This is a genomic window from Streptomyces sp. NPDC093568 (assembly GCF_044764945.1).
GTDB lineage: Bacteria > Actinomycetota > Actinomycetes > Streptomycetales > Streptomycetaceae > Streptomyces.
On the sequence record NZ_JBIWJD010000022.1, the window covers coordinates 1 to 22,855 of the forward strand.

General features: G+C 68.2%; 26 protein-coding genes. 13 read left to right on the forward strand and 13 right to left on the reverse strand.

The annotated features are described in order from the left end of the window. Positions 1–143: 143 nt before the first annotated feature. Positions 144–2,741 carry an ATP-dependent chaperone ClpB gene (clpB, locus tag ACIRD7_RS40720; RefSeq protein ID WP_403461143.1) on the reverse strand — a complete coding sequence of 866 codons (2,598 nt, stop codon included), beginning with the start codon at positions 2,739–2,741 and terminating at the stop codon, positions 144–146. A gap of 120 nt (positions 2,742–2,861) precedes the next feature. Here clpB and ACIRD7_RS40725 point away from each other — a divergent pair, with 120 nt between their 5' ends. Beyond that, positions 2,862–3,275 carry a pyridoxamine 5'-phosphate oxidase family protein gene (locus ACIRD7_RS40725; RefSeq protein WP_403461144.1) on the forward strand — a complete coding sequence of 138 codons (414 nt, stop codon included), beginning with the start codon at positions 2,862–2,864 and terminating at the stop codon, positions 3,273–3,275. A 166-nt stretch (positions 3,276–3,441) separates the two neighbouring features. Here ACIRD7_RS40725 and ACIRD7_RS40730 read toward each other — a convergent pair whose 3' ends face one another. After that, entirely contained in the window at positions 3,442–3,777 is a 336-nt protein-coding gene (locus tag ACIRD7_RS40730) for a hypothetical protein (protein WP_403461145.1), read from the reverse strand. Between the two features lie 370 nt (positions 3,778–4,147). Here ACIRD7_RS40730 and ACIRD7_RS40735 point away from each other — a divergent pair, with 370 nt between their 5' ends. Then, positions 4,148–5,119 carry a helix-turn-helix transcriptional regulator gene (locus ACIRD7_RS40735; protein WP_403461146.1) on the forward strand — a complete coding sequence of 324 codons (972 nt, stop codon included), beginning with the start codon at positions 4,148–4,150 and terminating at the stop codon, positions 5,117–5,119. Next, a complete protein-coding gene (locus tag ACIRD7_RS40740) occupies positions 5,116–6,093 on the forward strand; it encodes a LuxR C-terminal-related transcriptional regulator (protein ID WP_403461147.1) in 978 nt (325 codons plus the stop codon). Before ACIRD7_RS40735 ends, ACIRD7_RS40740 begins: the two co-directional genes overlap by 4 nt. Here the strand turns inward: ACIRD7_RS40740 and ACIRD7_RS40745 are convergent. Then, the gene (locus tag ACIRD7_RS40745; RefSeq protein WP_403461148.1) at positions 6,056–7,093 is read right to left on the reverse strand and encodes a LuxR C-terminal-related transcriptional regulator; all 1,038 of its coding nucleotides are present in this window, start codon (positions 7,091–7,093) and stop codon (positions 6,056–6,058) included. The genes ACIRD7_RS40740 and ACIRD7_RS40745 overlap by 38 nt on opposite strands. A 600-nt stretch (positions 7,094–7,693) precedes the next feature. On the opposite strand from ACIRD7_RS40745, the gene ACIRD7_RS40750 reads away from it, so the two are divergent. Both ACIRD7_RS40750 and ACIRD7_RS40755 read left to right on the forward strand, forming a co-directional pair. Further along, positions 7,694–8,425 (forward strand): BTAD domain-containing putative transcriptional regulator, encoded by a 732-nt coding sequence (locus ACIRD7_RS40750; protein ID WP_403461149.1) that lies wholly within the window; start codon positions 7,694–7,696, stop codon positions 8,423–8,425. Between the two features lie 185 nt (positions 8,426–8,610). Continuing rightward, the gene (locus tag ACIRD7_RS40755) at positions 8,611–8,886 is read left to right on the forward strand and encodes a hypothetical protein (RefSeq protein WP_403461150.1); all 276 of its coding nucleotides are present in this window, start codon (positions 8,611–8,613) and stop codon (positions 8,884–8,886) included. Positions 8,887–9,097: 211 nt separating this feature from the next. On the opposite strand, the gene ACIRD7_RS40760 is transcribed toward ACIRD7_RS40755, so the two are convergent. From ACIRD7_RS40760 to ACIRD7_RS40790, 7 genes are all read right to left on the reverse strand, one after another. Then, positions 9,098–9,430: a DDE-type integrase/transposase/recombinase gene (locus ACIRD7_RS40760; protein WP_403461151.1), complete on the reverse strand. Its 333-nt coding sequence runs from the start codon at positions 9,428–9,430 to the stop codon at positions 9,098–9,100. Beyond that, the gene (locus ACIRD7_RS40765; protein ID WP_403461152.1) at positions 9,427–9,669 is read right to left on the reverse strand and encodes a hypothetical protein; all 243 of its coding nucleotides are present in this window, start codon (positions 9,667–9,669) and stop codon (positions 9,427–9,429) included. Before ACIRD7_RS40765 ends, ACIRD7_RS40760 begins: the two co-directional genes overlap by 4 nt. Before the next feature lie 13 nt (positions 9,670–9,682). Continuing rightward, positions 9,683–9,964, reverse strand: coding sequence for a transposase (locus ACIRD7_RS40770; protein ID WP_403461194.1), 282 nt, complete (start codon positions 9,962–9,964; stop codon positions 9,683–9,685). A 323-nt stretch (positions 9,965–10,287) separates the two neighbouring features. Beyond that, positions 10,288–11,031 carry a hypothetical protein gene (locus ACIRD7_RS40775; RefSeq protein WP_403461154.1) on the reverse strand — a complete coding sequence of 248 codons (744 nt, stop codon included), beginning with the start codon at positions 11,029–11,031 and terminating at the stop codon, positions 10,288–10,290. Next, complete coding sequence (locus ACIRD7_RS40780) at positions 11,028–11,987, reverse strand: ATP-binding cassette domain-containing protein (protein WP_403461155.1); 960 nt, start codon at positions 11,985–11,987, stop codon at positions 11,028–11,030. The genes ACIRD7_RS40775 and ACIRD7_RS40780 overlap by 4 nt, the downstream gene beginning before the upstream one ends. A gap of 18 nt (positions 11,988–12,005) precedes the next feature. Then, complete coding sequence (locus ACIRD7_RS40785; RefSeq protein ID WP_403461156.1) at positions 12,006–12,305, reverse strand: hypothetical protein; 300 nt, start codon at positions 12,303–12,305, stop codon at positions 12,006–12,008. Between the two features lie 155 nt (positions 12,306–12,460). Beyond that, the gene (locus ACIRD7_RS40790; RefSeq protein ID WP_403461157.1) at positions 12,461–12,904 is read right to left on the reverse strand and encodes a hypothetical protein; all 444 of its coding nucleotides are present in this window, start codon (positions 12,902–12,904) and stop codon (positions 12,461–12,463) included. Between the two features lie 392 nt (positions 12,905–13,296). Between ACIRD7_RS40790 and ACIRD7_RS40795 the strand changes: the two genes are divergently transcribed. After that, positions 13,297–13,671, forward strand: coding sequence for a hypothetical protein (locus ACIRD7_RS40795; RefSeq protein ID WP_403461158.1), 375 nt, complete (start codon positions 13,297–13,299; stop codon positions 13,669–13,671). 70 nt (positions 13,672–13,741) lie between these two features. Here ACIRD7_RS40795 and ACIRD7_RS40800 read toward each other — a convergent pair whose 3' ends face one another. Both ACIRD7_RS40800 and ACIRD7_RS40805 read right to left on the reverse strand, forming a co-directional pair. Further along, on the reverse strand, positions 13,742–13,921 hold the full coding sequence (locus ACIRD7_RS40800) for a DUF397 domain-containing protein (protein ID WP_403461159.1): 180 nt from the start codon (positions 13,919–13,921) through the stop codon (positions 13,742–13,744). A 3-nt stretch (positions 13,922–13,924) separates the two neighbouring features. Further along, positions 13,925–14,788: a DUF5753 domain-containing protein gene (locus ACIRD7_RS40805; RefSeq protein WP_403461195.1), complete on the reverse strand. Its 864-nt coding sequence runs from the start codon at positions 14,786–14,788 to the stop codon at positions 13,925–13,927. Between the two features lie 281 nt (positions 14,789–15,069). Between ACIRD7_RS40805 and ACIRD7_RS40810 the strand changes: the two genes are divergently transcribed. The 6 genes from ACIRD7_RS40810 to ACIRD7_RS40835 all read left to right on the forward strand — a co-directional run bounded on the left by ACIRD7_RS40810 (position 15,070) and on the right by ACIRD7_RS40835 (position 19,646). Next, a complete protein-coding gene (locus tag ACIRD7_RS40810; protein ID WP_403461160.1) occupies positions 15,070–15,516 on the forward strand; it encodes an ATP-binding protein in 447 nt (148 codons plus the stop codon). 64 nt (positions 15,517–15,580) lie between these two features. Beyond that, complete coding sequence (locus ACIRD7_RS40815; RefSeq protein WP_403461161.1) at positions 15,581–15,928, forward strand: hypothetical protein; 348 nt, start codon at positions 15,581–15,583, stop codon at positions 15,926–15,928. Beyond that, on the forward strand, positions 15,925–16,179 hold the full coding sequence (locus tag ACIRD7_RS40820) for a type II toxin-antitoxin system RelE/ParE family toxin (RefSeq protein ID WP_403461162.1): 255 nt from the start codon (positions 15,925–15,927) through the stop codon (positions 16,177–16,179). Before ACIRD7_RS40815 ends, ACIRD7_RS40820 begins: the two co-directional genes overlap by 4 nt. A 130-nt stretch (positions 16,180–16,309) precedes the next feature. After that, the gene (locus tag ACIRD7_RS40825; protein ID WP_403461163.1) at positions 16,310–17,854 is read left to right on the forward strand and encodes a circularly permuted type 2 ATP-grasp protein; all 1,545 of its coding nucleotides are present in this window, start codon (positions 16,310–16,312) and stop codon (positions 17,852–17,854) included. Next, complete coding sequence (locus ACIRD7_RS40830) at positions 17,851–18,783, forward strand: alpha-E domain-containing protein (protein ID WP_403461164.1); 933 nt, start codon at positions 17,851–17,853, stop codon at positions 18,781–18,783. The genes ACIRD7_RS40825 and ACIRD7_RS40830 overlap by 4 nt, the downstream gene beginning before the upstream one ends. A 2-nt stretch (positions 18,784–18,785) precedes the next feature. Continuing rightward, positions 18,786–19,646 (forward strand): transglutaminase N-terminal domain-containing protein, encoded by an 861-nt coding sequence (locus ACIRD7_RS40835; protein WP_403461165.1) that lies wholly within the window; start codon positions 18,786–18,788, stop codon positions 19,644–19,646. A gap of 55 nt (positions 19,647–19,701) precedes the next feature. Here ACIRD7_RS40835 and ACIRD7_RS40840 read toward each other — a convergent pair whose 3' ends face one another. Further along, positions 19,702–20,826, reverse strand: coding sequence for a sugar ABC transporter substrate-binding protein (locus tag ACIRD7_RS40840; protein WP_403461166.1), 1,125 nt, complete (start codon positions 20,824–20,826; stop codon positions 19,702–19,704). 292 nt (positions 20,827–21,118) lie between these two features. On the opposite strand from ACIRD7_RS40840, the gene ACIRD7_RS40845 reads away from it, so the two are divergent. Next, entirely contained in the window at positions 21,119–22,828 is a 1,710-nt protein-coding gene (locus tag ACIRD7_RS40845) for a PA14 domain-containing protein (protein ID WP_403461167.1), read from the forward strand. The last annotated feature ends 27 nt before the right edge of the window (positions 22,829–22,855 follow it).

Consider the following 22,855-nt stretch of genomic DNA (forward strand, 5'->3'; position numbering starts at 1 on the left):
AACGCCGGGGGGGGGGCCCCACGCGGTGCTGGGGGGGGTCTTGTCGTTGGCCGCCCACCGGGGGCTGGTGGGCTCCGCCGGTTTCACCTTCTGACCGCCGGCGGCCCGCCCCGGGGGGGGGGGGGCGGGCCGCCGTGCCGGAGTTACAGCGTCTTGCCGGTCGCCGGGCCCACGATCAGCCCGTCGCCGAACGCGTCCACCCGGACCGTGTCGCCGTCCTTGACCTCGCCGGACAGGATCTCCTTGGCCAGCCGGTCGCCGATGGCGGTCTGGACGAGGCGGCGCAGCGGGCGGGCGCCGTAGGCCGGGTCCATGCCCTCGTCTGCGAGCCAGGCCAGGGCCTCGTCGGTGACCTCCAGGGTCAGCCGCCGCTCGGCCAGCCGCCTGGCGAGCCGGTCGATCTGGAGCCGGGCGATCCGGCCCAGCTCGTCCTTGGTCAGGGCGGAGAAGACCACCAGGTCGTCCAGGCGGTTGAGGAACTCGGGCTTGAACGAGGTCCGTACGACCTCCAGCACCTGCTCCTTCTTCTCCGCCTCACTGGTGATCGGGTCGACCAGGAACTGGCTGCCCAGGTTCGACGTCAGCACCAGGATGGTGTTGCGGAAGTCGACCGTGCGGCCCTGACCGTCCGTCAGCCTCCCGTCGTCCAGCACCTGCAGCAGGACGTCGAAGACCTCGGGGTGCGCCTTCTCGACCTCGTCGAGCAGGACGACGCTGTACGGCCGCCTGCGCACCGCCTCGGTGAGCTGGCCGCCCTCCTCGTAGCCGACGTAGCCGGGAGGGGCGCCCACCAGCCGGGCGACGGAATGCTTCTCGCCGTACTCGCTCATGTCGATGCGGACCATCGCCCGCTCGTCGTCGAAGAGGAAGTCGGCGAGGGCCTTGGCCAGTTCGGTCTTGCCGACGCCGGTCGGGCCGAGGAAGAGGAAGGAGCCGGTGGGCCGGTCCGGGTCGGAGATGCCGGCGCGGGTGCGGCGTACGGCGTCCGACACCGCCCGCACGGCCTCCGACTGGCCGATCAGCCGCCGGCCCAGCTCGTCCTCCATGCGCAGCAGCTTCTGCGTCTCGCCCTCCAGCAGGCGCCCGGCCGGGATGCCGGTCCAGGCGGCGACGACGTCGGCGATGTCGTCGGAGCCGACCTCCTCCTTGACCATGGTGTCCTTGGATGCCTCCTCCTCGGCCTCGGAGGCGGCCTCCAGCTCCTTCTCCAGGGCGGGGATCTCGCCGTACAGCAGCTTGGAGGCGGAGTCGAAGTCGCCGTCGCGCTGGGCGCGTTCGGCCTGCCCGCGCACCTCGTCGAGCCGTTCCTTCAGCTCGCCGACGCGGTTGAGGGACTGCTTCTCCTTCTCCCAGCGGGCGGTCAGGCCGCGCAGCTCCTCCTCCTTGTCGGCGAGGTCGCGGCGCAGCTTCTCCAGCCGCTCCAGGGAGGCCGCGTCGGTCTCCTTGTCGAGGGCCAGCTCCTCCATCTTCAGCCGGTCCACGGACCGCTGGAGCTCGTCGATCTCGACCGGCGAGGAGTCGATCTCCATGCGCAGGCGGGAGGCGGCCTCGTCGACGAGGTCGATGGCCTTGTCCGGCAGGAAGCGGGAGGTGATGTACCGGTCGGAGAGGGTGGCCGCGGCGACGAGCGCGCTGTCGGCGATCTGGACCTTGTGGTGGGCCTCGTAGCGGCCCTTGAGCCCGCGCAGGATCGCGATGGTGTCCTCGACGGTCGGCTCGGCGACCAGCACCTGCTGGAAGCGCCGCTCCAGGGCGGGGTCCTTCTCGATCCGCTCGCGGTACTCGTCGAGCGTGGTGGCGCCGACCATGCGCAGCTCACCGCGGGCGAGCATCGGCTTGAGCATGTTCCCGGCGTCCATGGCGGAGTCGCCGCCGGCTCCGGCGCCGACGACGGTGTGCAGCTCGTCGATGAAGGTGATGATCTGCCCGTCGGAGCTCTTGATCTCCGCGAGGACGGTCTTCAGCCGCTCCTCGAACTCACCGCGGTACTTGGCGCCGGCGACCATGGCGCCCAGGTCGAGCGCGACGAGCCGCTTGTCCTTCAGCGACTCGGGCACGTCGCCCTTGACGATCCGCTGGGCGAGCCCCTCGACGACGGCGGTCTTGCCGACGCCGGGCTCACCGATGAGGACCGGGTTGTTCTTGGTCCGGCGGGAGAGCACCTGGACGACCCGCCGGATCTCCTGGTCCCGGCCGATGACGGGATCGAGCTTGCCCTCGCGCGCGGCGGCGGTGAAGTCGGTGCCGAACTTCTCCAGGGCCTTGTACTGCCCCTCGGGGTCGGCGGAGGTCACCCGGCGCCCGCCCCGGGCCTTCTGGAAGGCCTCCAGCAGCTTCTTCGCGGTGGCCCCCTGCTTGGCGAGCACGTCCGCCGCGGGACCGCCCTTGGCGGCGGTGCCGATGAGCAGGTGCTCGGTGGAGAGGTACTCGTCCCCGAGGTCCTGGGCCCGCGCCTGGGCGTCGGCGATGACGGCGAGCAGGTCCCGGTTGGGCTGCGGGGGCGCCACCGTGGACCCGGTCACGCTGGGCAGCGCGGCGAGCGCCTTCTCGGCGCCCGCGCGCACCGAGGCCTGGTCGGCGTCGACGGCCGCCAGCAGATCGATGATGTTCTCGTTGTCCTGGCCCTGGAGCAGAGCCAGCAGCAGGTGGGCGGGGGTGAGATCCGGGTGCCCCTCGGTCACGGCCCGGTTGCTGGCCGCGTTGATCGCGTCCCGGCTCCTGTTGGTCAGCTCGGCGTCCACGTGTCCGTTCTCCTCCTGGCGTCAGCGTCTCCCAGTACTGACTGAGACAGCGTACACAAAGTTGAGTCTATTCCACTCAAGGTGCGGCGGGGAGGCCCGCGGAACGCTAAGTTCCGGGCCATGGCCGCTTACCCCCAGGACCCGGGCGCGCCGGACGCGCCGTACCTCACCTTCTGGCAGGAGAGGCACCTGTGCACCCTCACGACCCTGCGCCCGGACGGCACTCCCCACGTGGTACCCGTCGGAGTGACATACGACCCCGAGGCGCGGCTGGCTCGAGTGATCACGAACAAGTCGAGCGCGAAGGTGGGCCATGTACGGAACGCCGGCCCCGACGGGGCCCGGGTGGCGGTGTGCCAGGTGGACGGCCGGCGCTGGGCGACGCTGGAGGGCCGGGCCCGGGTCAGGGCGGAGCCGGAGCGGGTGGCGGAGGCGGTGCGCCGGTACGCCACGCGCTACGGGCGCACGCCGGCGCCCAACCCCGACCGCGTGGTGATCGAGATCGAGCTGACCCGGGCGATGGGGCACGGATGACCGGAAAGGGCCCACAGGTCGCCCGACCGGTTTTCGGCCACCGGAGAAGTCCGCGGATACCGTGAAATGTCCCGTGAAAACTGCAGCGGCGTCACCGTGTTCAGGTCACGGTGACGCCGCTGCGGGGGGAAGCACCTGAGCGATCTGTTACGACGGGGGAATCGCGTCAGGCACTGCGGGGGGTGGCTGAGATGGTCCTTGGCGTGGGGGCCTCCGGCTCCACCAGCCGGTGGTCGCGCTGATCGAGGTTGACGAAGATCATTCCGTAGCGGATGGCACACCGCACGGGCTGCGGCGCCCCCCGAGGCCGCCGCAGACACCGGTATGCCCGTACGTCCTCGTCCTCGTCCCGCGTCACGACCACCGGTTCTCCGAAGACCGTCACCATCAGTGAGTCACCGGAGTGGGGGATCGCGGTGACCAGGTCGATGAAGTGCCAGCCGGAGCGGTAGGCCGTGGCCATTTCGCGGCGGAAGGAGCGGTCGTCAGGGGGGGTGGTCATGCCGACTCCTCGGCACTGTCCTGAACGGGGGTGTTGGGCCAAGTGCTGTCCTTGGCGATCGTGACGGTCGCACTTGACGACGGCCACGTACTGTCCGCTCGCGAGTCGCCCTTCGCTTCCGAGAGGCCACTCAGGACTCCGAAGGCCACAACGGTGGAGAAGGCGGCGACAAGAATCGAGCGAAGCATTCTGTTCCGCATAGTCGGCTTCGTCCTCACTTGAAGGTCCCCTCTTCCCCCGTCGAATAAGACGATGGCTCATTCGGGCACTTCATGGCCACACGATCGGTGCATCATGTTCCTGCATGTTCAGGACCCTGGGGGGTGGAGATTTGGCAACGAATCAGACTAAAGCGACACATCCCCATGCGATGACCGAGATGTGCGCGGAAGGTGGCCGACTCTATGCGAACGCGCTGCGCACCGGGCGTATCGCACGCGCGGACCTCGAGGCTGCTCCCTGCCTGATGGAGTTCGCCCTGCTCTACCCCGACCCCGACGACGCCGACTTGCTGCGCCCGGTGCCGGCCTCGGTCGCCCTGGCCCAGCGGCTCAATCCGATCGAGCGGGAGATCGCCGAACGCAGGCGGATGTCGGTCGATCTGACCGAGGCGCTACAGCCCTTCATGGACCTCAGTACCCAGGTGACGGGCAGCACGCACTCCATCACCGTGCTCGAGGGCGGAGAACGTATCAACGCCGCCCTCAATCTGGCCACGGCTCAGTGCCGAACGGAGATGCTCACGGTCCAGCCGAGCAACCGCCTCACGGAGCGGCAGCTACTCCAGGGTCTGGAGCGTGATCGGCCGATGACCGAACGAGGCGTGAAGATACGTACCCTCTACCAGCACACGGCGCGGTACAACCCGGAAAAGCTGGCCTACGTGGCCCAGCTCTCGAACGGCAAGGTGGAGTACCGCACGATCGACGAGCTGGTGGAGCGACTCATCATCTGCGACGAGTCGGTGGCCTTCATCCCCACCCGGGACGATCAGCAAGTGGCTCTGGAGCTCCGCCACCCCGGGCTCATCCGCTACCTGATCAAGGTCTTCGAGTTCATGTGGAACCGCGCGGTCCCGCTGACCGCCGGCGCCCCGTACGAAACCGCCCCCGACGGCATCACCGACATCCAGCACTCCATCGCCAAGCTGCTCGTAGAAGGCCACGTCGACGAGGCCATAGCGCGCCGCCTCGGCATGAACGTCCGCACCTGTCGTGCCCACATCGCCAAGCTGGCCGCCGCTCTGGGCAGCGGCAGCCGAGCCCAGCTGGGCTTTCTCATAGCCCAATCAGGCATCCTGGACGGAGATCACGGACCGTCAGGAGGTGAAGGCCCGGCGTGACCATGGCTATGCACAGTCACTCGGAGGAAGAGGTGTGTGCGGCAGGCCTGACGCTGTATGCCCGCGCCCTGCGCGAGGGTTCCGTGTCAGAGCAGGAAGCCACTCCGCTGCCCTGCCTGCTGCATTCAGGACTACTTCGCCCAGACGTGGACGACATGCTCCGGCTGCGACCACTCGCCCCTGCCCTGGCTCTGCCGAGGCTGCTGCGAAATGTTGCCGAGGACATCGCACAGCGCCGACGGGCCGAGACACGACTGGCCGAGGCGTTCGAACCGCTTCTGTCCCTCGGCATGGGGCACGTGGCCCCGCCGACGCCGGCGGAGATCAGCTTTCTGAAGGGCGTCGACCAGATCAATCAGAGCATCACCAAGGCAATGGCCGAGGCCTCGCATGAACTCCTCGCCATTCAGCCCTACAACGGCCGAGATCGCGCCCCCGGCCTGGCCCGGTCCCTGGGCCGGGATCAGGCCCTACTCGACCGCGGCGGCCGTATCCGCACCCTCTACCAGCACACGCAGCGCCACTCCCCCGCTGTAATCGCCCGCTACGAGCAGCTGAACGGCGACGCCGAGGCACGCACTCTGGACCAGGTCACCAAACGCCTCATCGTGATAGACCGCACGATCGCCTTCGTCCCCGCCAGCAAGGACAGGACGCTCGCCCTGGAAATCCGCCAGCCTGTCCTGGTCGACTACTTCGCCTTGACCTTCGACCTCCTCTGGTCCATGGCCAGCCCCATGTACCCCAAGGCCGTCCGACAGCCCACTTTCAACGGCATCACCCCCCGCCAGCGTGCCATCGCCGGCCTCCTCGTCGAGGGTCACACGGACGCCGTCATCGCGAACCGCCTCGGGCTGAACATCCGCACCGCCCGCGTCCACATCGCCAAACTCGCCGCCACTCTCGGCAGCGAAAGCCGAGCACAACTCGGCTACCTCATCGGGCAGTCCGGGATTCTTGATCAGGAAGCCTGATCGATGACGTTGCGATATCCGTGGCCTGTGACGGCGTGTCCAGGCCCACCTGGGCTATGCGGACGCCCAGTTGCGTACGGCTCGCTGCCCCAAGCGTCTCCGAGAGCCGGGCGATGTGGGCACGGCAGGTGCGCACGCTTATGCCGAGCCGTTCAGCGATGACCGCGTCCTGGTGCCCCTCCGCCAGCAGCGCGGCGATCGACTGCTCGCGGTGAGAGATGCCCTCGATGCCGGTGTCGGGGAGCGGGGCGGTCAGGGGGATGGCCAGGCGCCAGAGGCGTTCGAAGACAGTCACCAAGTAGTGGACGAGGGCCGGGTGCCGGAGTTCCAGCGCCATGGTGCGGTCGGCGTTCGCCGGAATGAAGGCAACCGCACGGTCGAACAGGATCAGCCGGTCGATCACCTCGTCCATCGTGCGAGCCTCCACCGAATCGCCCATCAACTCCAGGTAGTTGAGTAGGCCTTGGCCGTGCCGCGCCACATGTGTGTACAGGTCCCGCATCCGCACACCCCGGCCACGTAACGCCAAAGCTCGGTGCAGGCCCTCCGTCAACTCATGCTCCGGGCGGATTCCGCCCGGCTGCACTGTCAGCACCTCTGTCTGGCACGACTCCGTCGCCTCATCCAACGCGACCTGAATACGGAAGGAGCCCTCCAGGACTCGGATCGCCGTTCCTTCGGCGCCGACCTGCGGCGATCCGAGGCCGGCGTACCACTCGAAAGCCGCCACCGCCGAGCCCATCCGCCTCTGGCTCGCGCTGACCTCGTCGTACACCCCCCGCAACAGCCGTGTCATTACCTCCTGCGGGGAGGTTGGCACCAGCCACTCCATGTCATCGGGGTCCGGGTGCAGCAAGGCCAACTCCAGCAGACAGGGAACCGACTCGGCGTCCCGGCGCAGCACGCGCCCCCGCCCTACGGCCCGGGAATACACCAGATCCCCGGCCGCGCACAGTCGGTCAGCTCCGTGTGGATGTTCGTCGCTTCCGCGCTCGGCCATCCTCCACCCCCCGCCTACCGTCCCTTGCCGCGCCGATACGCCTGCGCGGCACGCTCACAGCATTAACGGGCAACCGCCCATGACTTCCGCAGCGCAACTATGCGCAGAGGGGCCTGCCGCCGCAACACGGCTCTGACCTCGACTCCGCACGGTCCACCCGACTTCACGAGACCAGAGGGGCCCAATATGCCGGTCTGCGCACGTTTTTGACCCCCTCCCCTTCAGGCATGTTCAACATCATGAGGCTACCTGCAAGGTGCGCATGCCATGCATGGTTGATCAAGCGACAGCGAACAAAAGCTCGCAAGCACGCCATAGTTCGCAGAACGAGGGGATTACGACAGTGAACTCCATCCGGAATCTGCTCAGGACCACCGTGGCCGGCGCCACCCTGGTAACCGCAGTGGCAACCACAGGAGTGGCCTCCGCAGTCGACGGCTCGACGGCCAGCTAGGCCCTTGCGATTCGTGATCAGCTCCTGATTATTGCTAAGGCACGTGATGCGCGTAGCTGACTACTTCGTCGCATCCGACGGGCAGGCCTTTCCGAAGTATCGAACGACCGGTCCGTCCTGACAGACATACGGGGACAGGGGGACTTATGCCGAGCGCGACGACCGGTGCCGCGAGAGATCCGGGTTCCGTTCAACTCCGGTTACTGGGCCATGACGGCGTCCACCTCGCTGACGACGAGTCCTACCGCCTACCACCGCAGACCGCGGAGCTCCTGGCCTACCTCGAACTGCGCGAAGGGCGAGCCGCTCGCCGCCCTGCGATCATCAGGTCCCTATGGCCTGACAAGGCGGAGCGCCTCGGGCGGCGCAGGCTGAGCCGACTGCTGTGGCGGGTGAACCAGGCTGCACCCCGGGAGCTGGTGATCACGGAGGGCGAGACCGTACACATCTCGGATGTGCTCACCAGCGACTGGCAGCAGGCACACGATGCTCTCACCCACCCGGACTGGCCGCACACGCCATCCCTCACGAACGATCTCGAACTGCTGCGGCTCCCCCTGTTGGTCGACGTGCATTCGCCATGGATTGAGGAACACCAAAGGACGTGGGATCAGCGCAGGTTCTATGCCCTGCGCGAAGCGGCCGAGATGCTGCTGTCCAGCGAGCGACTGCGGGAAACTGTCGAGATCGCGGAACTCCTGGTCACCTGGGAACCGCTTGACGAGCCCAGCCATCTTCTTCTGATACGCGCCCACATGAAGCTGGGCGCCCCAGGAAGATCCACGGAGTTGTACCAGGAATTCCGGCGCCGCCTACGGAAGGAACTCGGAGTCGAGCCCGCGTTCGAGCTCGCCCAGGTAGCGTCCCTGGCCGGATAATCACGGCTTGACCGACATGGCCCTGGACGCCCTGCGTAGTAGGCGGACCAGCCGTCATGGACTCGATCAAGGTCAACTCTGCGCGACGCACAGTCTCCCATCGGCCATGCAGGCCGAACCTGCCAGAGGCGTCCGTACCCATCTGAGCACGAGCGCTCAGATGCCTGCTCCCGCACGGGTGTTGAGTGGAATTCATACTCGACGATTCACCAAATGCCTGTGCCAGGTTGCGTCCAGGGGAGTGGTTTCCCGCGCTGGTCTCCACCGTGATCACGCTTTCTGTGGGTGTCTTCCTCTTCGGTTGTGCCGCGCTTGCCCCGAGGGCCTGCGACAACCGCGATGGAGCGGAGGCCGACCGCTTCACCGACAGTTTCAACACCGCCATCGTGGTGTTCCTGGGTGGGCCTCCCGGTCTCTCTTCTCATGATGCCGGCCAGTTGATGCCTGAAATTTCCCCGTGACCTCGGGCACTCGATGGTTATGCCGCGAGGGCGTGCTGTTGCCGCTGCCTGGTCTCGGCTGGGGTGAGGTAGTCGAAGATCTTGTGCTTGCGCAGGCGGCGGCGTTGTCGAAGCATGATCCGGTGCGCCCGCACTTCTGTCGCAGCTCCAACTCCCCTACCCGGTAACGGGATTGGGCGGTGTACTCGCTTGCGCGATCACTGTGGATCACTCAGCCGAGCTGCAGGTGGCCCCGGCTGCGGGCCATGTCCAGGGCGTCGAAGACGAGTTCGGCGCGGTGGTGGTCGACCATGGCATAGTCGACGACCTCGCGGATGGCAAGGTCGAGCCAGCAAGCGAGGTAGAGCCAGCCCTCGGCGGTGGGCAGGTAGGCGATGTCGCCGACCAGCTTGGTGCCGGGCGTATCGGCGTGAAAGTCGCAGCCGATCAGTTCCGGGGCCGGCTTCGCTTGCTTGTCCGGCCGGGTCAGCGAGCGGTGCTTGCGGCAGGTGACGCCGCGGATGCCGCACTCGCGCATCACGCGGGCGATGCGCTTGCGGTTCACGCGCCGCCCGAGGCGGCGCAGATCGGCGTGGATGGGACACCGTAGGTACGGCGGGAGGCGAGGTGCAGCACGGTGATCTCGTGCGCGAGTGCGTCGTCGGCAGCCTGGCGCCTGCGGCGGGTGGCGTCGCCCTCGCGCCAGGCGTAGTAGGAAGAGCGGGCCACGTGCAGCACCCGGCACAGCAGGGTGACCGGGCAGTTCGCCTTCTCCGCCTGGGTGCCCCGGTACGACTCGCTCACCGGTCGTTGTCGTTCACGAAGAAGGCAGTCGCTTTTTCAGGATCTCGATCGGCTGCTGCTGTTCGCGGTTCTCCTTGCGAAGCCGCCGCAGTTCCTCGCGCTCGGCGTTGGTCAGCTCGCCGCTCTGGTCATCGCTCCGGTCGGCCTTGGCCTTGCGGTACCAGCCGCGCAGGGACTCCGAGCGGATGCCGAGTTCCCGGGCCACCGCGGTGATCGTCTTGCCCGAGGAGTCAACGAGCGCGACCGCGTCCCGCTTGGACTCCTCGGTGTACCGCTTGGTGTATTTGCTTCCCAGCTGGTGCTACTACCTCTGGAACCTCAGGTCCCAGTCTCCAGGTGTCCACGATCAAGGGAAAGCTTCAGGGACTGCGGGTCCGCACCGGCCTGCCCCACCCTGCTCGCGGCCGTGATCTCGCCGGGATACGGCCAAACGCCCCGCCCTGCCCAAGCGGGCGAGGCGGGGCTCGGAGAAGGGCGGCTCCGTGTGCACGGGGGAATTGCGGAACCGCAGGCTGCCGATGACCAGTCAGCGCCTCATCTCCTCACCGGGAAGGGCAAGCCTCTCGCTGCAGGGTGCATCGGCTCCTTCCCGGAGTTCAGGTGTTCCGGGTCGAGATGTCACGGCTCCCGTCGGTTCTGCACCTTGATCGCAGCCGCCAGCATGCCCGTCGTCATGGCCGCCACATAGACACAGGCCAAGTAGGGCCCGCCGGGGAAGGAGACACCGCCGGACTGGCCCTGAAAGTCGCTCAGCGCCAGGAAGGGCATCCAAGGGCCGATGTCGATTCCCCCAAGCCAGTCCCCCGTGGCCGACAGCGCCGGTTCGACGGCCAGCGCCCAGACCAGCAGGACGGTAACGGTCGCGCCACCGCTCTTCAGGAGGAGACCGATGGCCAGGCTCAGCACGCCCACGATGGCGAGCGCGACGGGAAGGGAGAGGAGTTGACGCCATTCGAGCCCGCTGGAGGGCACGACATCGGCGTCGGGCGCCAGGACGGACGCGATGGCGACGCCCCCCGCCCCCAACAGGACTCCCATCAGCGCCGCGAGCGCTGCGATCACCCCGGCCTTGCCCAGCAACAGCCGCGTCCAGGAAGGCACGGCGAGACGAGACTGCCAGATCGTGCCCGTACGGAACTCCATCGTGGCGCTGCGGGACGCGAACACCATGATCAGGAACTGCGCGAAGGCGGGACCGACCAGGACCTCCGATATGCCGGGCTCGTCCCCTTCCATGGGCGAGCGCACGGCGAGGCCGCTGAGGGTGAGCGATACGAGCGCAGTGATGCCCAGTAGCCACGGTGTGGAGGTGAGCGAACGAAGCTTGTACGCCTCGGCTTTCAGTACGGCAGTGCTGCTCATACGGCCCTCTCTTCCGCTGGTCGCACCGAGCCCCGGTACTCCACCGAGCCGCCCGTGAGTTGGAGGTAGGCATCCTCGACGGTGCCGCGGCGCGGCGTCAGTTCGAACACCACGAGGCCGGCTGCGGCAACGGCCCTGCCGATGTCCTCGCAGCTCAGACCGGTGACCAACAGGGGCTGGGCGGACGAATCGGCTCCCGGTACGCCGTCGGCCACGGCGGCGCCCGCCTGGGTGAGCAGTTCGCGCAGACGGCCGGGTTCCGGACCCCGTACGAGCACCTCGCCATGTGCGGCGGCGTCGACCGTGGTGAGTTCCGTGATGGAGCACTGCTTGATGAGCTGCCCGCGGCCGATCACCACCACCTCGTCGGCCAGTTGTGCCATCTCGGCGAGCAGATGGCTGGACACCAGAACGCTGCGACCCTCGGCCGCGAGTTGTCTCAGCAGCCCGCGCATCCACGCAATGCCCTCGGGGTCAAGGCCGTTCGCCGGCTCGTCCAGGATCAGGATTCCGGGGTCCCCCAGCAACGCACCGGCCAGGCCGAGCCGTTGGGCCATACCGAGAGAGAAGCCCCCGGCCCGCTGGTCCGCCACATCGATGAGCCCGACCCTGGACAGCACCTCGTCCACCCGGCCGACGGGAATCCGGTTGCTGTGGGCGAGCCACGTCAGGTGAGCCCGTGCACTGCGCTTTGGATGCACCCATCGCGCGTCCAGCAACGCGCCTACGACGCGCAACGGTTCGGCGTGCTCGTGATAACTGCGCCCCTGGATACGGGCCGTACCACTGTCCGGCCTGGTCAGGCCGAGCGTCATGCGCAGTGTTGTGCTCTTGCCGGCACCATTCGGCCCCAGAAACCCGGTGACGGATCCCGGGGCCACAGTGAACGACAGGCGGTCGACCACGCGCTTCTTCCCGTACGCCTTGGTCAGATCAGCGATCTCGATCGTAGACATCGTTGACACCCCGCCCCATCAGGCCGTGACGAGCTGGCGAACCACGGCGAATCCGGCGATCAGCAGCAGAACGACCACCCAGGCCGCCTTACCGAGGGCAAGACCGCGTCGCACCGCGCGCACGCACTCGACCAGCCCGATCAGCCCTGCCAGCAAGCCTATGCCGCCGATCACCGCACCCACGACGTACGCCCAGGTATGGTCGCCCAGAGTGCGCAGCAGCAGGGCGGCCACGCCGAGCGGGATCACCGGCCAGGCATCGCCACTCACTGAAGCCGGAGCCTCGTTCGGCGCCGCGGGGGGCCTCTCTTTACTCATGTCTTCCTTGGGTCGTCGAAGTGAAATGCGGCGGGAGGTAAGAGGAAGAGGGGACGCGGTGTGCGGGCCTCGGAACGAGAAGAGTCCGAGGCCCGCACACCGCTAGACCACTGCCCGTAGTCGCCCTGGAGCGGCCTGGCCAGACGGTAGGGACGTCAGAGACCGATGAAGTCCCGCACGGCCGTGTAGACCTCGTAGACGGTGGCACCGAGCTCGATCGCCTTGCGGACGAGCCACGGCACGTAGCGCTCGTAGGCACGCTTGAACGCGTCGTAGCCCGCCCGCGCCGCGTCCTTCAGCTTGTTCCAGGTGCCGGAGCCGAGGTCCTTGAGCTTGTTGATGATCCAGGTCCAGCGGCCCCGCTCCCCGGCCCGGTCGGTCTGGACGTCCGTCGACGCCGTGACGGCCTTGCCGGCTGTCGAGGCTGACGGCGTCAGCTTCACCTCGGCGGCCGAGGAGACCGCGCGGTGGGTGTCGACCGTCTGAACCTGTGCAACGCCGGCGGGGCGAGCCTGAGGCATCGCGGATGCGGCCGGAGCGCCCACGCCTATGAGCGCGCCGACGAGCACCGTGCTCGCGATGATGCGGTTCTTGTTCAAGGAATCCTCCATGAATCAACTGCCAGGCCGCCGTGGCCGGTTGGCCGGCGGCCTGCACAGGTTCACGAGGCTCTCTCTTCGCGATCGCTTCGTCGCGACTCCCTGTTGTCTCAGGCATGTGGAGATCATGCCCCTCAGGTGTCTCCGAAGTGTCTCCGCTCCGCCCCCTCTACTGGTCAGCCAGCTGGATCGCGTCAACGCACCACATTCGTGGAATCTTTTTCCCGGCGTGAGCGATCTGATGAGGGACGCACGGCAACAAAAGTCATTCCGTCGGAGCGAGCAACGACAGCCCCACGGCCGACGCCGAACCCGCCTGCCGTATCGCGGGAAATACCGTCCAGAAGCACTACCCGTGGGCGCTCAAGGAGGCGCACCGGGAAACCCATCCGGTGGGCGACAACGCCGAGTTCGGGTGGATCACCAGCTGGCGCTACCAGTCCGGCGGCGTTCTCATGCCTAGGAGCCTGGATGTCCAGGTCAACCGGGCAGGGCGAATCTCCCAACTGAACGTGCAGGATGGTCCGCAGCAGGTGCGTCTACCGCACCGGCGCGTCTCCGAACAGCAGGCGGAACAGGCTGCCCTGCGCCGTGTGGGAGCCGAAAGTCAGACCAAGGCAGAGGCCATCACCGTCAGGGCAGTCCGACGCGAAGGCGTCTGGCGCGCCGAATGGTCCATCGAGATATCGATGCCAGGAAGCGATCCGTACCTCGTATTCGTCGATGCAGAGACAGCGAAAGTCCACGAAGCCGCACCCACGATCTGAATACGGTTCGGGACTGGCGCGGTGGCTGACGCTCCGTTTCCAGTCCCCGCTCTGCGGGCGAGGGGTCGGGCTAACGCCTCCCTACGTACGCGGTGAACTCCACCCACGTCTCCGCCGTGAGCCGGAGTATCGGACCGTCCGTGTCCTTGGAGTCTCGGACGGCGACGGTGCCGGGAATGTTGCGGGCGACTTCGACGCACTCGCCATTGCCGCTGCTGTGGCTGGACTTGACGAACTCGAAGTGCGGCACGGCTCACAGCTCCTTGCGGATGCGTTCGATCAGGGCGACGGAATCGCGAAGAGCGAGCCCGGTCCTGGCGATCCGCTCGAACTTGGTGTTGTGACGTGCGGCATCGGCCTCGCTCTCCAGCCACAGGGTAGACGAGGTGGTGTCCATGTAGACCACATCCATCGCGCCGGTTTCAGCGAACGAGACGACGCTGAAGGCGCTAGTCATTCCGGGGTGGGAGCCCGCGAGGAACGGGACCACCTGAAGCTTGACATTGGGCAGGCGGGACGCCTCGACGAGGTGCGCGAGCTGTACACGCATGACCTCGCGGCCGCCCACAAGCTGGCGCAGCGCTCCCTCGCCCACTACGGCCCACAGGCTGAGCGGAGTGCCGTCCGCCAGTCGAGCCTGCCGTGCCATCTTGGCCTCGACAAAACGCTCGATCTCGTCCGGGTCGTCCCAGTCGGCGTTGCCGATCGCGAGAGCCCTGGCATAGTCCGGCGTCTGCAACAGCCCTGGTACGAAAGCGCCTTGCCACGTGCGAACGGCGGTCGCGATGTCCTCCAGCGCCACATACTCCACGACTGAGCGCAACTCGGGGTACTGGTTCCACCACCCCTTGGCCTTGCGGCGCTCGCGGTCGGTCTTCGCGAGGCTCAGCAGCCGTTCCACGGCCTTCGGGTCTGTCACTCCGTACCGTTCGCACAGGATCCGGATGTCCGGATCGCGGAAGGGCACCCAGCCGCGCTCCATCTTGGCGACCTTGGCCGCGGTCGCCGACAGCGCCTCTGCAGCCTGCGGCTGCGTCAGGCCGCACTCGTCGCGCAGTCGCAGCAGCTCGCCACCCAGCTTGCGGGCAAGGACTGTGGATACGCGGCTGCCGCGCATGAACTGACCTGCGGTCACGTCGGATTACCTCCCTGGTCGCGGCCAGTGTGCAGTTGGCCGCAGGTACTCCGCAAGCACATTTGGGGACAGATATCCCCGGGACTGTTTACGCATGATGCTGCCGCGTCGCTACTTTCAGTACTCAATCGCTCACTCAGCGACACCAGTTGGCGGAAGTGCACCATGCTGCCCAAACCAGAGCCGCCCGGCAGAGCCACCTCCCCCTACCCACCTGACGTCCGCCCCGGGCACTCCGGCCTCGCACAAGGAGGTGCGCTCCTGTGACCGATTCCTGTCCTCCCCACCACCCACAAAGCCCCAAGACGTACGGCCGCTACGACGCCGTCACCTACACCCCGTTCCCCCGCAACATCACCCTCGCCCGCAGACACGTCAGCCAACTGACCGTGGTCTGGGGACACCCCTACGCCGCCGACGACGCGGCCCTGATCGCAAGCGAGTTGTGCACGAACGCCCTACTGCACGGATGTCTACGGGACCGCCTGTTCCGGATGGAGACGTCCCTCACCGGAACTGCCCTGCGCATCGCCGTGACCGACCCACGAGGCGAGCGGCTCCCGCACTCCCGTCCCACCACCAGCAATGACCAGTTCGGCCGGGGCCTGCTCATCATCCGCACGCTCGCCGACCGCTGGTCCGTGGAGGAGCTCACCGTCGGCAAGACGGTTTGGGCGGAGCTGGACCTTAGGGGTGTGGCGGATGCGTAGTCTGCTCGGCCGACTGCGAAGGTGCCGCAGCGGTACCTTGGCCGCACGGCGAAAGGGGACGCACATGGTGATCGAGTGGCGGGACGCGGTGACCGAGGCCAAGGAAGCCACCGGGTTCAGCGGAGAGGTCGTCCCACGCACCGTCGACGGAATCGGATCCGCCCTGCGACTCGACCACCGCGCCGACTTCTACACAGAGCTGGGCGCCCTGGCCGACTCCGCCGGCTTCGACGCGTTCCTCAATCACTGGTGGACCCAGGCACTTGCCGACTCGGCGGGGGACGGGGACGCACGTGAGCAAGCGATCGACTTCGCCGACGTAGCCGTGTCCCTGTACGCACGAACAACGGGCGGCCCCACGTCCACCCAGGCCGAGATCGAGGCCCTCGTCATGGGAGCGGAAGTCTCTTGAGCTACACCATCATCTGGGAGAGGTCTGCCTCCGAAGGCCTCAAGCGGCTCAGGACCCGTGACGGCGACGCCGTGAAACCGCTCCTAAAAGCGATCAACGCCCTCGCCGACAATCCCGAGCCCCCGGCAAGCAGCAAGCTCGGCGGCACCGGCCCTCGACGGTTACGCGTCGGTGCCTACCGGGCCACGTACGAGATCGACGGCTCCAAGGTGTCGATCAAGATCCTCGTGGTCGGCAGCACATCTCTCTGACCACACCAAGAAGGCATGGGCTGCCCCCCAATCAACCCGGGAGGGGCCGCCCGGACCCCACCCCTCCGCGTGCACACCCCCGAAATCCCCCAGTGATCATGGCGTTACAGCCCGCCCTTAACGTCAGCCCATGGCGGACATATTTGACGCATACGCGTTGGCCGACGCGTGGGACGAGATGTTCGAGCGGCCGGGTGAGGTCAGGACCGCCTATGAGCCGGTGCTGGCTGCGCTTCAGCCGATCGAGCCGAGTGAACTGCGCTTCCGGGCCGACCAGATGGCCCGCGCGTTCACCGACAGAGGCGTCACGTACGCCTTCGCGGGCGAGGAGCGGCCCTGGCCGCTGGACCTGGTGCCCCGCATTCTCGACGCCCTGGAATGGGATCTCCTGCAGCGCGGGGTGAGCCAGCGGGTGCGGGCGCTGGAGGCCTACCTCGCCGATGCCTACGGGCACGCCCGCGCCTTCGAGGACGGCGTCGTGCCCTGGCGGCTGCTGCTGAACTCCCCGCACTTCCACCGAGCGGCACACGGGATCGAACCACCGGGCGGGGTGCGGATCCATGTCGCCGGCATCGATCTCGTACGGGACGAGGCCGGGGACTTCCGGGTGCTGGAGGACAATGTGCGTGTCCCGAGCGGGGTCTCGTACGTCATCGAGAACCGGCGCGCGATGACCCGGATCTTTCCCTCCCTCTTCGCCGAGCAGCACGTGCTCCCCGTCGACGGGTACGCCCAGAGGCTGCTCGCCGCCCTGCGCGCCGCCGCGCCCGACGGGACCACCGATCCGCGCGTGGTCGTCCTGACCCCGGGGACCGGCAACGCCGCGTACTTCGAACACGCCCTGCTCGCCCGCCTCATGGGCGTGCAGCTCGTCGAGGGGCACGACCTGGTGTGCCGGGGCAACCGGGTCTGGATGCGGACGACGCGCGGGGAGGTGCCCGTCCACGTCGTATACCGGCGGCTCGACGACGACTTCCTCGACCCCCTCCACTTCCGCTCCGACTCGGTGATCGGCTGCCCCGGCATCCTCGGCGCGGCCATGGCGGGCAACGTCACACTCGCGAACGCGGTGGGGAACGGCATCGCCGACGACAAGCTCCTCTACACCTACGTCCCGGACCTCATCCGGTACTACCTGCGCGAGGAACCGATTCTCCCCAACGTCGAGTCCTACCGCCCGGACGAGCCGGGCGAGTTGGAGGCGGTCCTCGACCAGATCGAGCAGCTCGTCATCAAGCCGGTCGACGGCGCCGGCGGTCAGGGCATCGTGATCGGGCCCCGGTCGGACCGCGAGACGATCGAACGCACTCGCAAAGCTGTCCTCGCCGATCCCCGCGGTTTCATCGCCCAGCGGCCGGTCGCCCTGTCCACCTCTCCCACCCTCGCCGGCGAGCGCCTGGCGCCCCGCCACATCGACCTGCGCCCCTTCGCCGTCAACGACGGCAGCGATGTCTGGGTCCTGCCCGGCGGCCTCACCCGGGTCGCCCTTCAGGAGGGCAACCTGATCGTCAACTCCAGCCAGGGCGGCGGCTCCAAGGACACCTGGGTGCTGGCCGAGGGCCCGGCCGAGCCGCCCACGCCCACCCCCGAAAGCCCGCTGGTCGATGTCGCACCGCGGCAGCTCGGACCCGACGGCACCCCTGCCGTCGTACCGGAAGGGGCGCACCAGCAGTGAACGACGTGATCCTCTCCCGGATAGCCGAGGCCCTGACCTGGACCGGACGGTATGTCGAGCGCGCCGATGCCACGGGGCGCATCCTCGACGCCTACCTCCACCGCATGCTGGAGGACCCCTGGCGCGACGAGGACGTGGCTTGCCGGTCGCTGTACGCGATCCTCGGGATGGACGCGGGCGGCGCACCGGTCGACATGCAGCAGGTCCTCGACCAGCTGGCCTTCGACGCCCGCTCGACCGGCTCCATCGAGGGCGCGCTGGGTGCCGCACGGCTGAACGCGCGCAGCGCCCGCGAGGCGGTGTCGTCGGAGATGTGGGAGTGCCTGAACTCCACCTGGCACGCGCTCGCGGACCAGCGGCTCGCGGCCAGACGGACGGGGCCGTACGCCTATCTGGAACTCGTCCGACGCCGGGCGGCGCTGTTCTTCGGCCTCGCCGACTCGACGATGAGCCGGGACGACAGCTGGCGTTTCGTCGTCCTGGGCCGGAGCCTGGAGCGGGTGGACATGACGGTACGGCTGCTGTCGGTCCGGGTGCTGGACGCCGCGCACGCGCCCGACTGGCCGACCCTGCTGAGCGCGTCCGGCGCCGACGAGGCGTACGCGCGCGTGTATGGCGGTTTCGGCGACACCCCTCGGGTCGCCGAATTCCTGTTGCTGGACCGCGAGTTCCCGCGCTCGGCCCTGCACGCGCTGACCACGGCGGAGGAGTGCCTGACCGAGCTGGGCCGCCCCCGCCAGGACCCGGCACGCCGCCCCATCGGCCGGATGCGCACCCGACTGGAGTACCTGGACACGCCGGCCCTGGAGGATCAACTCCCCATCCTGCTGGCGGACTTGCAGCAGGCCTGCATCGCCTCGGCGGACGCGGTGGCCGACCGGTTCTTCCCGTACCAGGGGCCCGTGGAGTGGGCCCAGGAAGGAGCGTGAGCATGACCCCGAACGGAACCGCGTCGCGCCGCCTCCGCATCAAGCACGTCACCCGTGTCTCGTACGCCCAGCCCGCCGCCTCCTCGCACAACGAGGTCCGGATGACGCCGCTGACGCTGCCCGCGCAGACCACGCTCGACGCCCGGGTCACCATCAGTCCGGCGGCCACCACCTGGTCGTACTGGGACTACTGGGGCACCCAGGTCACCGGCTTCGACCTGATGGACCCGCACGCCGACCTGACCATCACGGCCTCCAGCCTGGTCGAGACGCATCCGCCGGGACCGACGGGTGCGCCGCTCGCCTGGGCGGAGGTGTCCGAACGGATCGCGGGCTCCCGGCTGCTGGAGTTCGCGAACCCGACACCGCGTACGACGGTTCCGGCGGAGCTGGTCGACCGGGCCCGGGAGGCGGCGGCCGGGCTCGACCCGCACGGGACCGCGGTCGCGGTGTCGTCGCTGGTCGCCGACCAGGTGGCCTACCTCCCCGGCACCACGGGCGTGAACACCTCCGCCGCCGAGGCCTGGGAGCAGGGGGCGGGCGTCTGCCAGGACATCGCCCACCTCACCATCGCCCTGCTGCGCGGCCTGGGGCTGCCGACCCGGTACGTCTCCGGCTATCTCCACCCCGAGCGCGAGGCGGAACTGCACCGACCGGTGGCCGGGCAGAGCCACGCCTGGATCGAGTACTGGGCGGGCGACTGGTACGGCTACGACCCCACGAACCGGAACCGGGCCGACGAGTCCCATGTCGTGGTCGGACGGGGGCGTGACTACGACGACGTCACTCCGCACAAGGGGATCTACCGGGGCGTTCCGGGCGGGCCGCCCGAGGTGACGGTGGAGTTCACGCGGGTGGGGTGAACGGCCAGGGGCCCGCCGGGAGACCGGCGGGCCCTGCTTGCCGAGGGCGGGGGCCCTACTTGAGCCCGGCCGCCGAGCAGGCCGACTTGTACGGGCCCGTGCAGATGTCCGACACCTGGTAGATGCCGTCGGCGAGCACGGTCTCCTTGATGTTCTTCTCCGTCAGGGCGACCACGGGGACCAGCAGGGCCGGAATGTCCTTGTTCGTCGGGCTGTCGACCTGGTCCTGGGTGAGCGAGTCGAACTGGATGTCGTGGCCCTGGACCTTGGCGACGGCCATCTCGGCGGCGCTCTCGGCCTCCTGCGGGTACGACTTGTACACGCTCATGAACTGCTCGCCGGCCAGGATCCGCTGCACGGCGTCCAGTTCGGCGTCCTGCCCGGTGATGGGCGGCAGCTTGGTGACGCCCGCCGACTCCAGGGCCTTGATGACGCCGGCGGCCATGCCGTCGTTGGCGGAGTAGACGCCCTTGATGTTGTTCAGACCGACGGACTTGATCGCCTCGGCCATGTTGGCCTCGGCGTTCTCCGGCTTCCAGTCCTTGGTGTCGTACGACTTGGCGATGTCCACCGAGCCCTTGAGCTCGGAGAGGGCGCCCGCCTTGAACTGCTTGGCGTTCGGGTCGGTGGGCGAGCCGTTCATCATGATGATCTTGTCGGAGGAGTCGATCTCCCCCATGGCCTCCAGGAGGCTGCGGCCCTGGACCTCGCCGACCAGTTCGTTGTCGAAGGAGACGTACGCGTCGATCGGGCCCTCGGCCAGGCGGTCGTAGGCGATGACCGGGATCCCGGCGTCCTTGGCCTTCTTCACCCCGCCGGCGATGGCGTGCGAGTCGACGGCGTCCAGCAGGATCACGTCGACCTGGTCGTCGATCATCTGCTGGAGCTGGGTCGCCTGCTTGCTCGCGCTCGCGTCGGCGTTGCGGTAGACGACCTCGCCCTGCTTGTCGGTGAGCTCCGCGACCTTGTTCTTGATGATGGGGTAGTCGAACTTGTCGTAGCGCGTGTTCGCCGTCTCCGGCAGCAGCAGCCCCACGGTGATGTCGTTGCCCTTGGTCGGACTCGCCTCACTGCTGTCCCCGCTGACGCCCAGTGCCCCGCACGCGGCCAGCGAGAGGGTCATCGTGGACGCGGCGGCCACGGCTGTGGCGGTACGGCGCAGCGGGCGCAAGGGACGCATAAAGGAGCTCACTTCTGGTGCCTTCGGGACACGGGCGCGCCATAGCGCCCAGATGTCTGAAAAGACAACGCGCCGACGACCCCGGGCGTCAAGCGGAACTACTTAACGAGTGCGCAACACCACGCTCCGCTGATCATGTAAAGACATGGCGGAACCTCTCCAAACGCCCGTTACAGCCCCTCCACCGAACCTCGATGCGCCGCGTGACCAAGATCCGTACAACCAACCCCATTCCTCGCGAGTCCTGATCACGACAGCCACACGGCTGTTCCGTACTCGACCAGAGGATCGAATGAACCCAGCCAGACGCACGACCGCCGCGGCCGCGGCGACGGTCGTGCTCGCCACCGCGGGCACCCTGCTCACGACGACGCCCGCTTCCGCCGCCGTGACCTGCGTCTCGCCGGTCTTCAAGCGGCAGTTCTTCGCGAACACCGCCTTCTCCGGCACACCGAAGAAGACCGACTGCGACACCGCCATCGACCAGAGCTGGAGCGGCGCCCCCGTCACCGGCCTGCCGGCGGACAACTTCGCCGTCCGCTGGACCGTGACCCGGGACTTCGGTTCCGGCGGGCCCTTCGCCCTCTCCGCCTCCGGGCTGGACGGCATCCGCGTCTACCTCGACGGCACCCGCAAGATCGACCTGTGGAAGAACACCTCCACGACCGTCTCCAAGACCGTCAACGTCACCATCCCCGCGGGCAGTCACACCCTGCGCGTCGACTACGTCAACTGGACCGGCGCGGCCAAGGTCAACTTCGCCTACGCCCCGAGGACTTCGGCGGCCGTCGACACCGTCAAGCCCCTCACGCCCACCGGCGCGAAGGTCACGTACGACCCGGCGACGGGCAAGGCGCAGGTCACCTGGTCCAAGAACAAGGAGATGGACCTCGCGGGCTACCGCGTCTACCGCCGTCTCAAGGGCGCCGCCTACGGCAGCACCCCGCTGGCGACGACCACCTCCACCTCGTACACGGACAGCACCCTGCCGGTGACGGGAGCGACGTACTACTACGAGGTGCGCGCCTACGACAGGGCGGGCAACGAGTCGGCCGGCACGGCCGACCAGCCCGTCACCACCGTCGACCGTGTCGCCCCCGCCGCGCCCACCATCACGACGGCGACGGGTGAGGTGACCCCGACCGGCGGATCCGGCGGACTGGAGGTCGGCTGGAGCAAGGTCGCGGACGCGGTGAAGTACCGCGTCTTCCGGGCGGCGACCCGCAGCGGCACGTACACCGAGATCGGCAGCACGGACCAGCTGTCGCTCCTGGACACCGCGGCCGCCAGGAACGTCGTGTACTACTACCAGGTCTCGGCCGTAGACGCGGCGGGCAACGAGTCCGCCCGGTCCGAGGTCCAGTACGGCAAGGTCTGGGACAACGACCCGCCGGCCCTCGTCACCGGGCTGGACGTCACCCCGACCGAGTACGGCTTCCGGCTCCACTGGGACAAGAGCGCGGCCACGGACCTGAAGCACTACACGGTCCACCGGGGCGAGCTCTACGGCGACGAGGGCGAACAGGTCTGCTGGGGCAGCCTGGTGGACTACGTCGCGCCCGGCGACACGTCCTACGACTACACCACGCTCCCCGACGGCGACGAGGTCTGCTTCTTCGTCGACGCCGTGGACGACGCGGGCAACTCCGCCATCAGGTGGAGCGACGACCCGGTCCAGGCCGTGCGGGTCACCGAGCTCGACATGACGCCGAGCGTGGCCACGCCCGAGGGTTCGCCGGTGCACCTGACGGCCGACGAGAACCACGACACCGCCGTGCTGTCCTGGAACGCCGTGGCCGACGCCACCGGCTACCAGGTCTACCGCTGGAACCGGGACACCGAGTCGTACGAGAAGCTGGCGGCCACGACGGGGACCTCCTACGTGGACAACGGCGCCGGCGCGGGCACCACCCGCTACTACTGGGTGACCGCGACGTACGCGGACGGCACGGAGTCGGCGCCCGGCGGTGACTGGGCGGTCACCGATCCCGCCGACCTCTGACAGGTGCCGTACAACCAATAGGGCTCC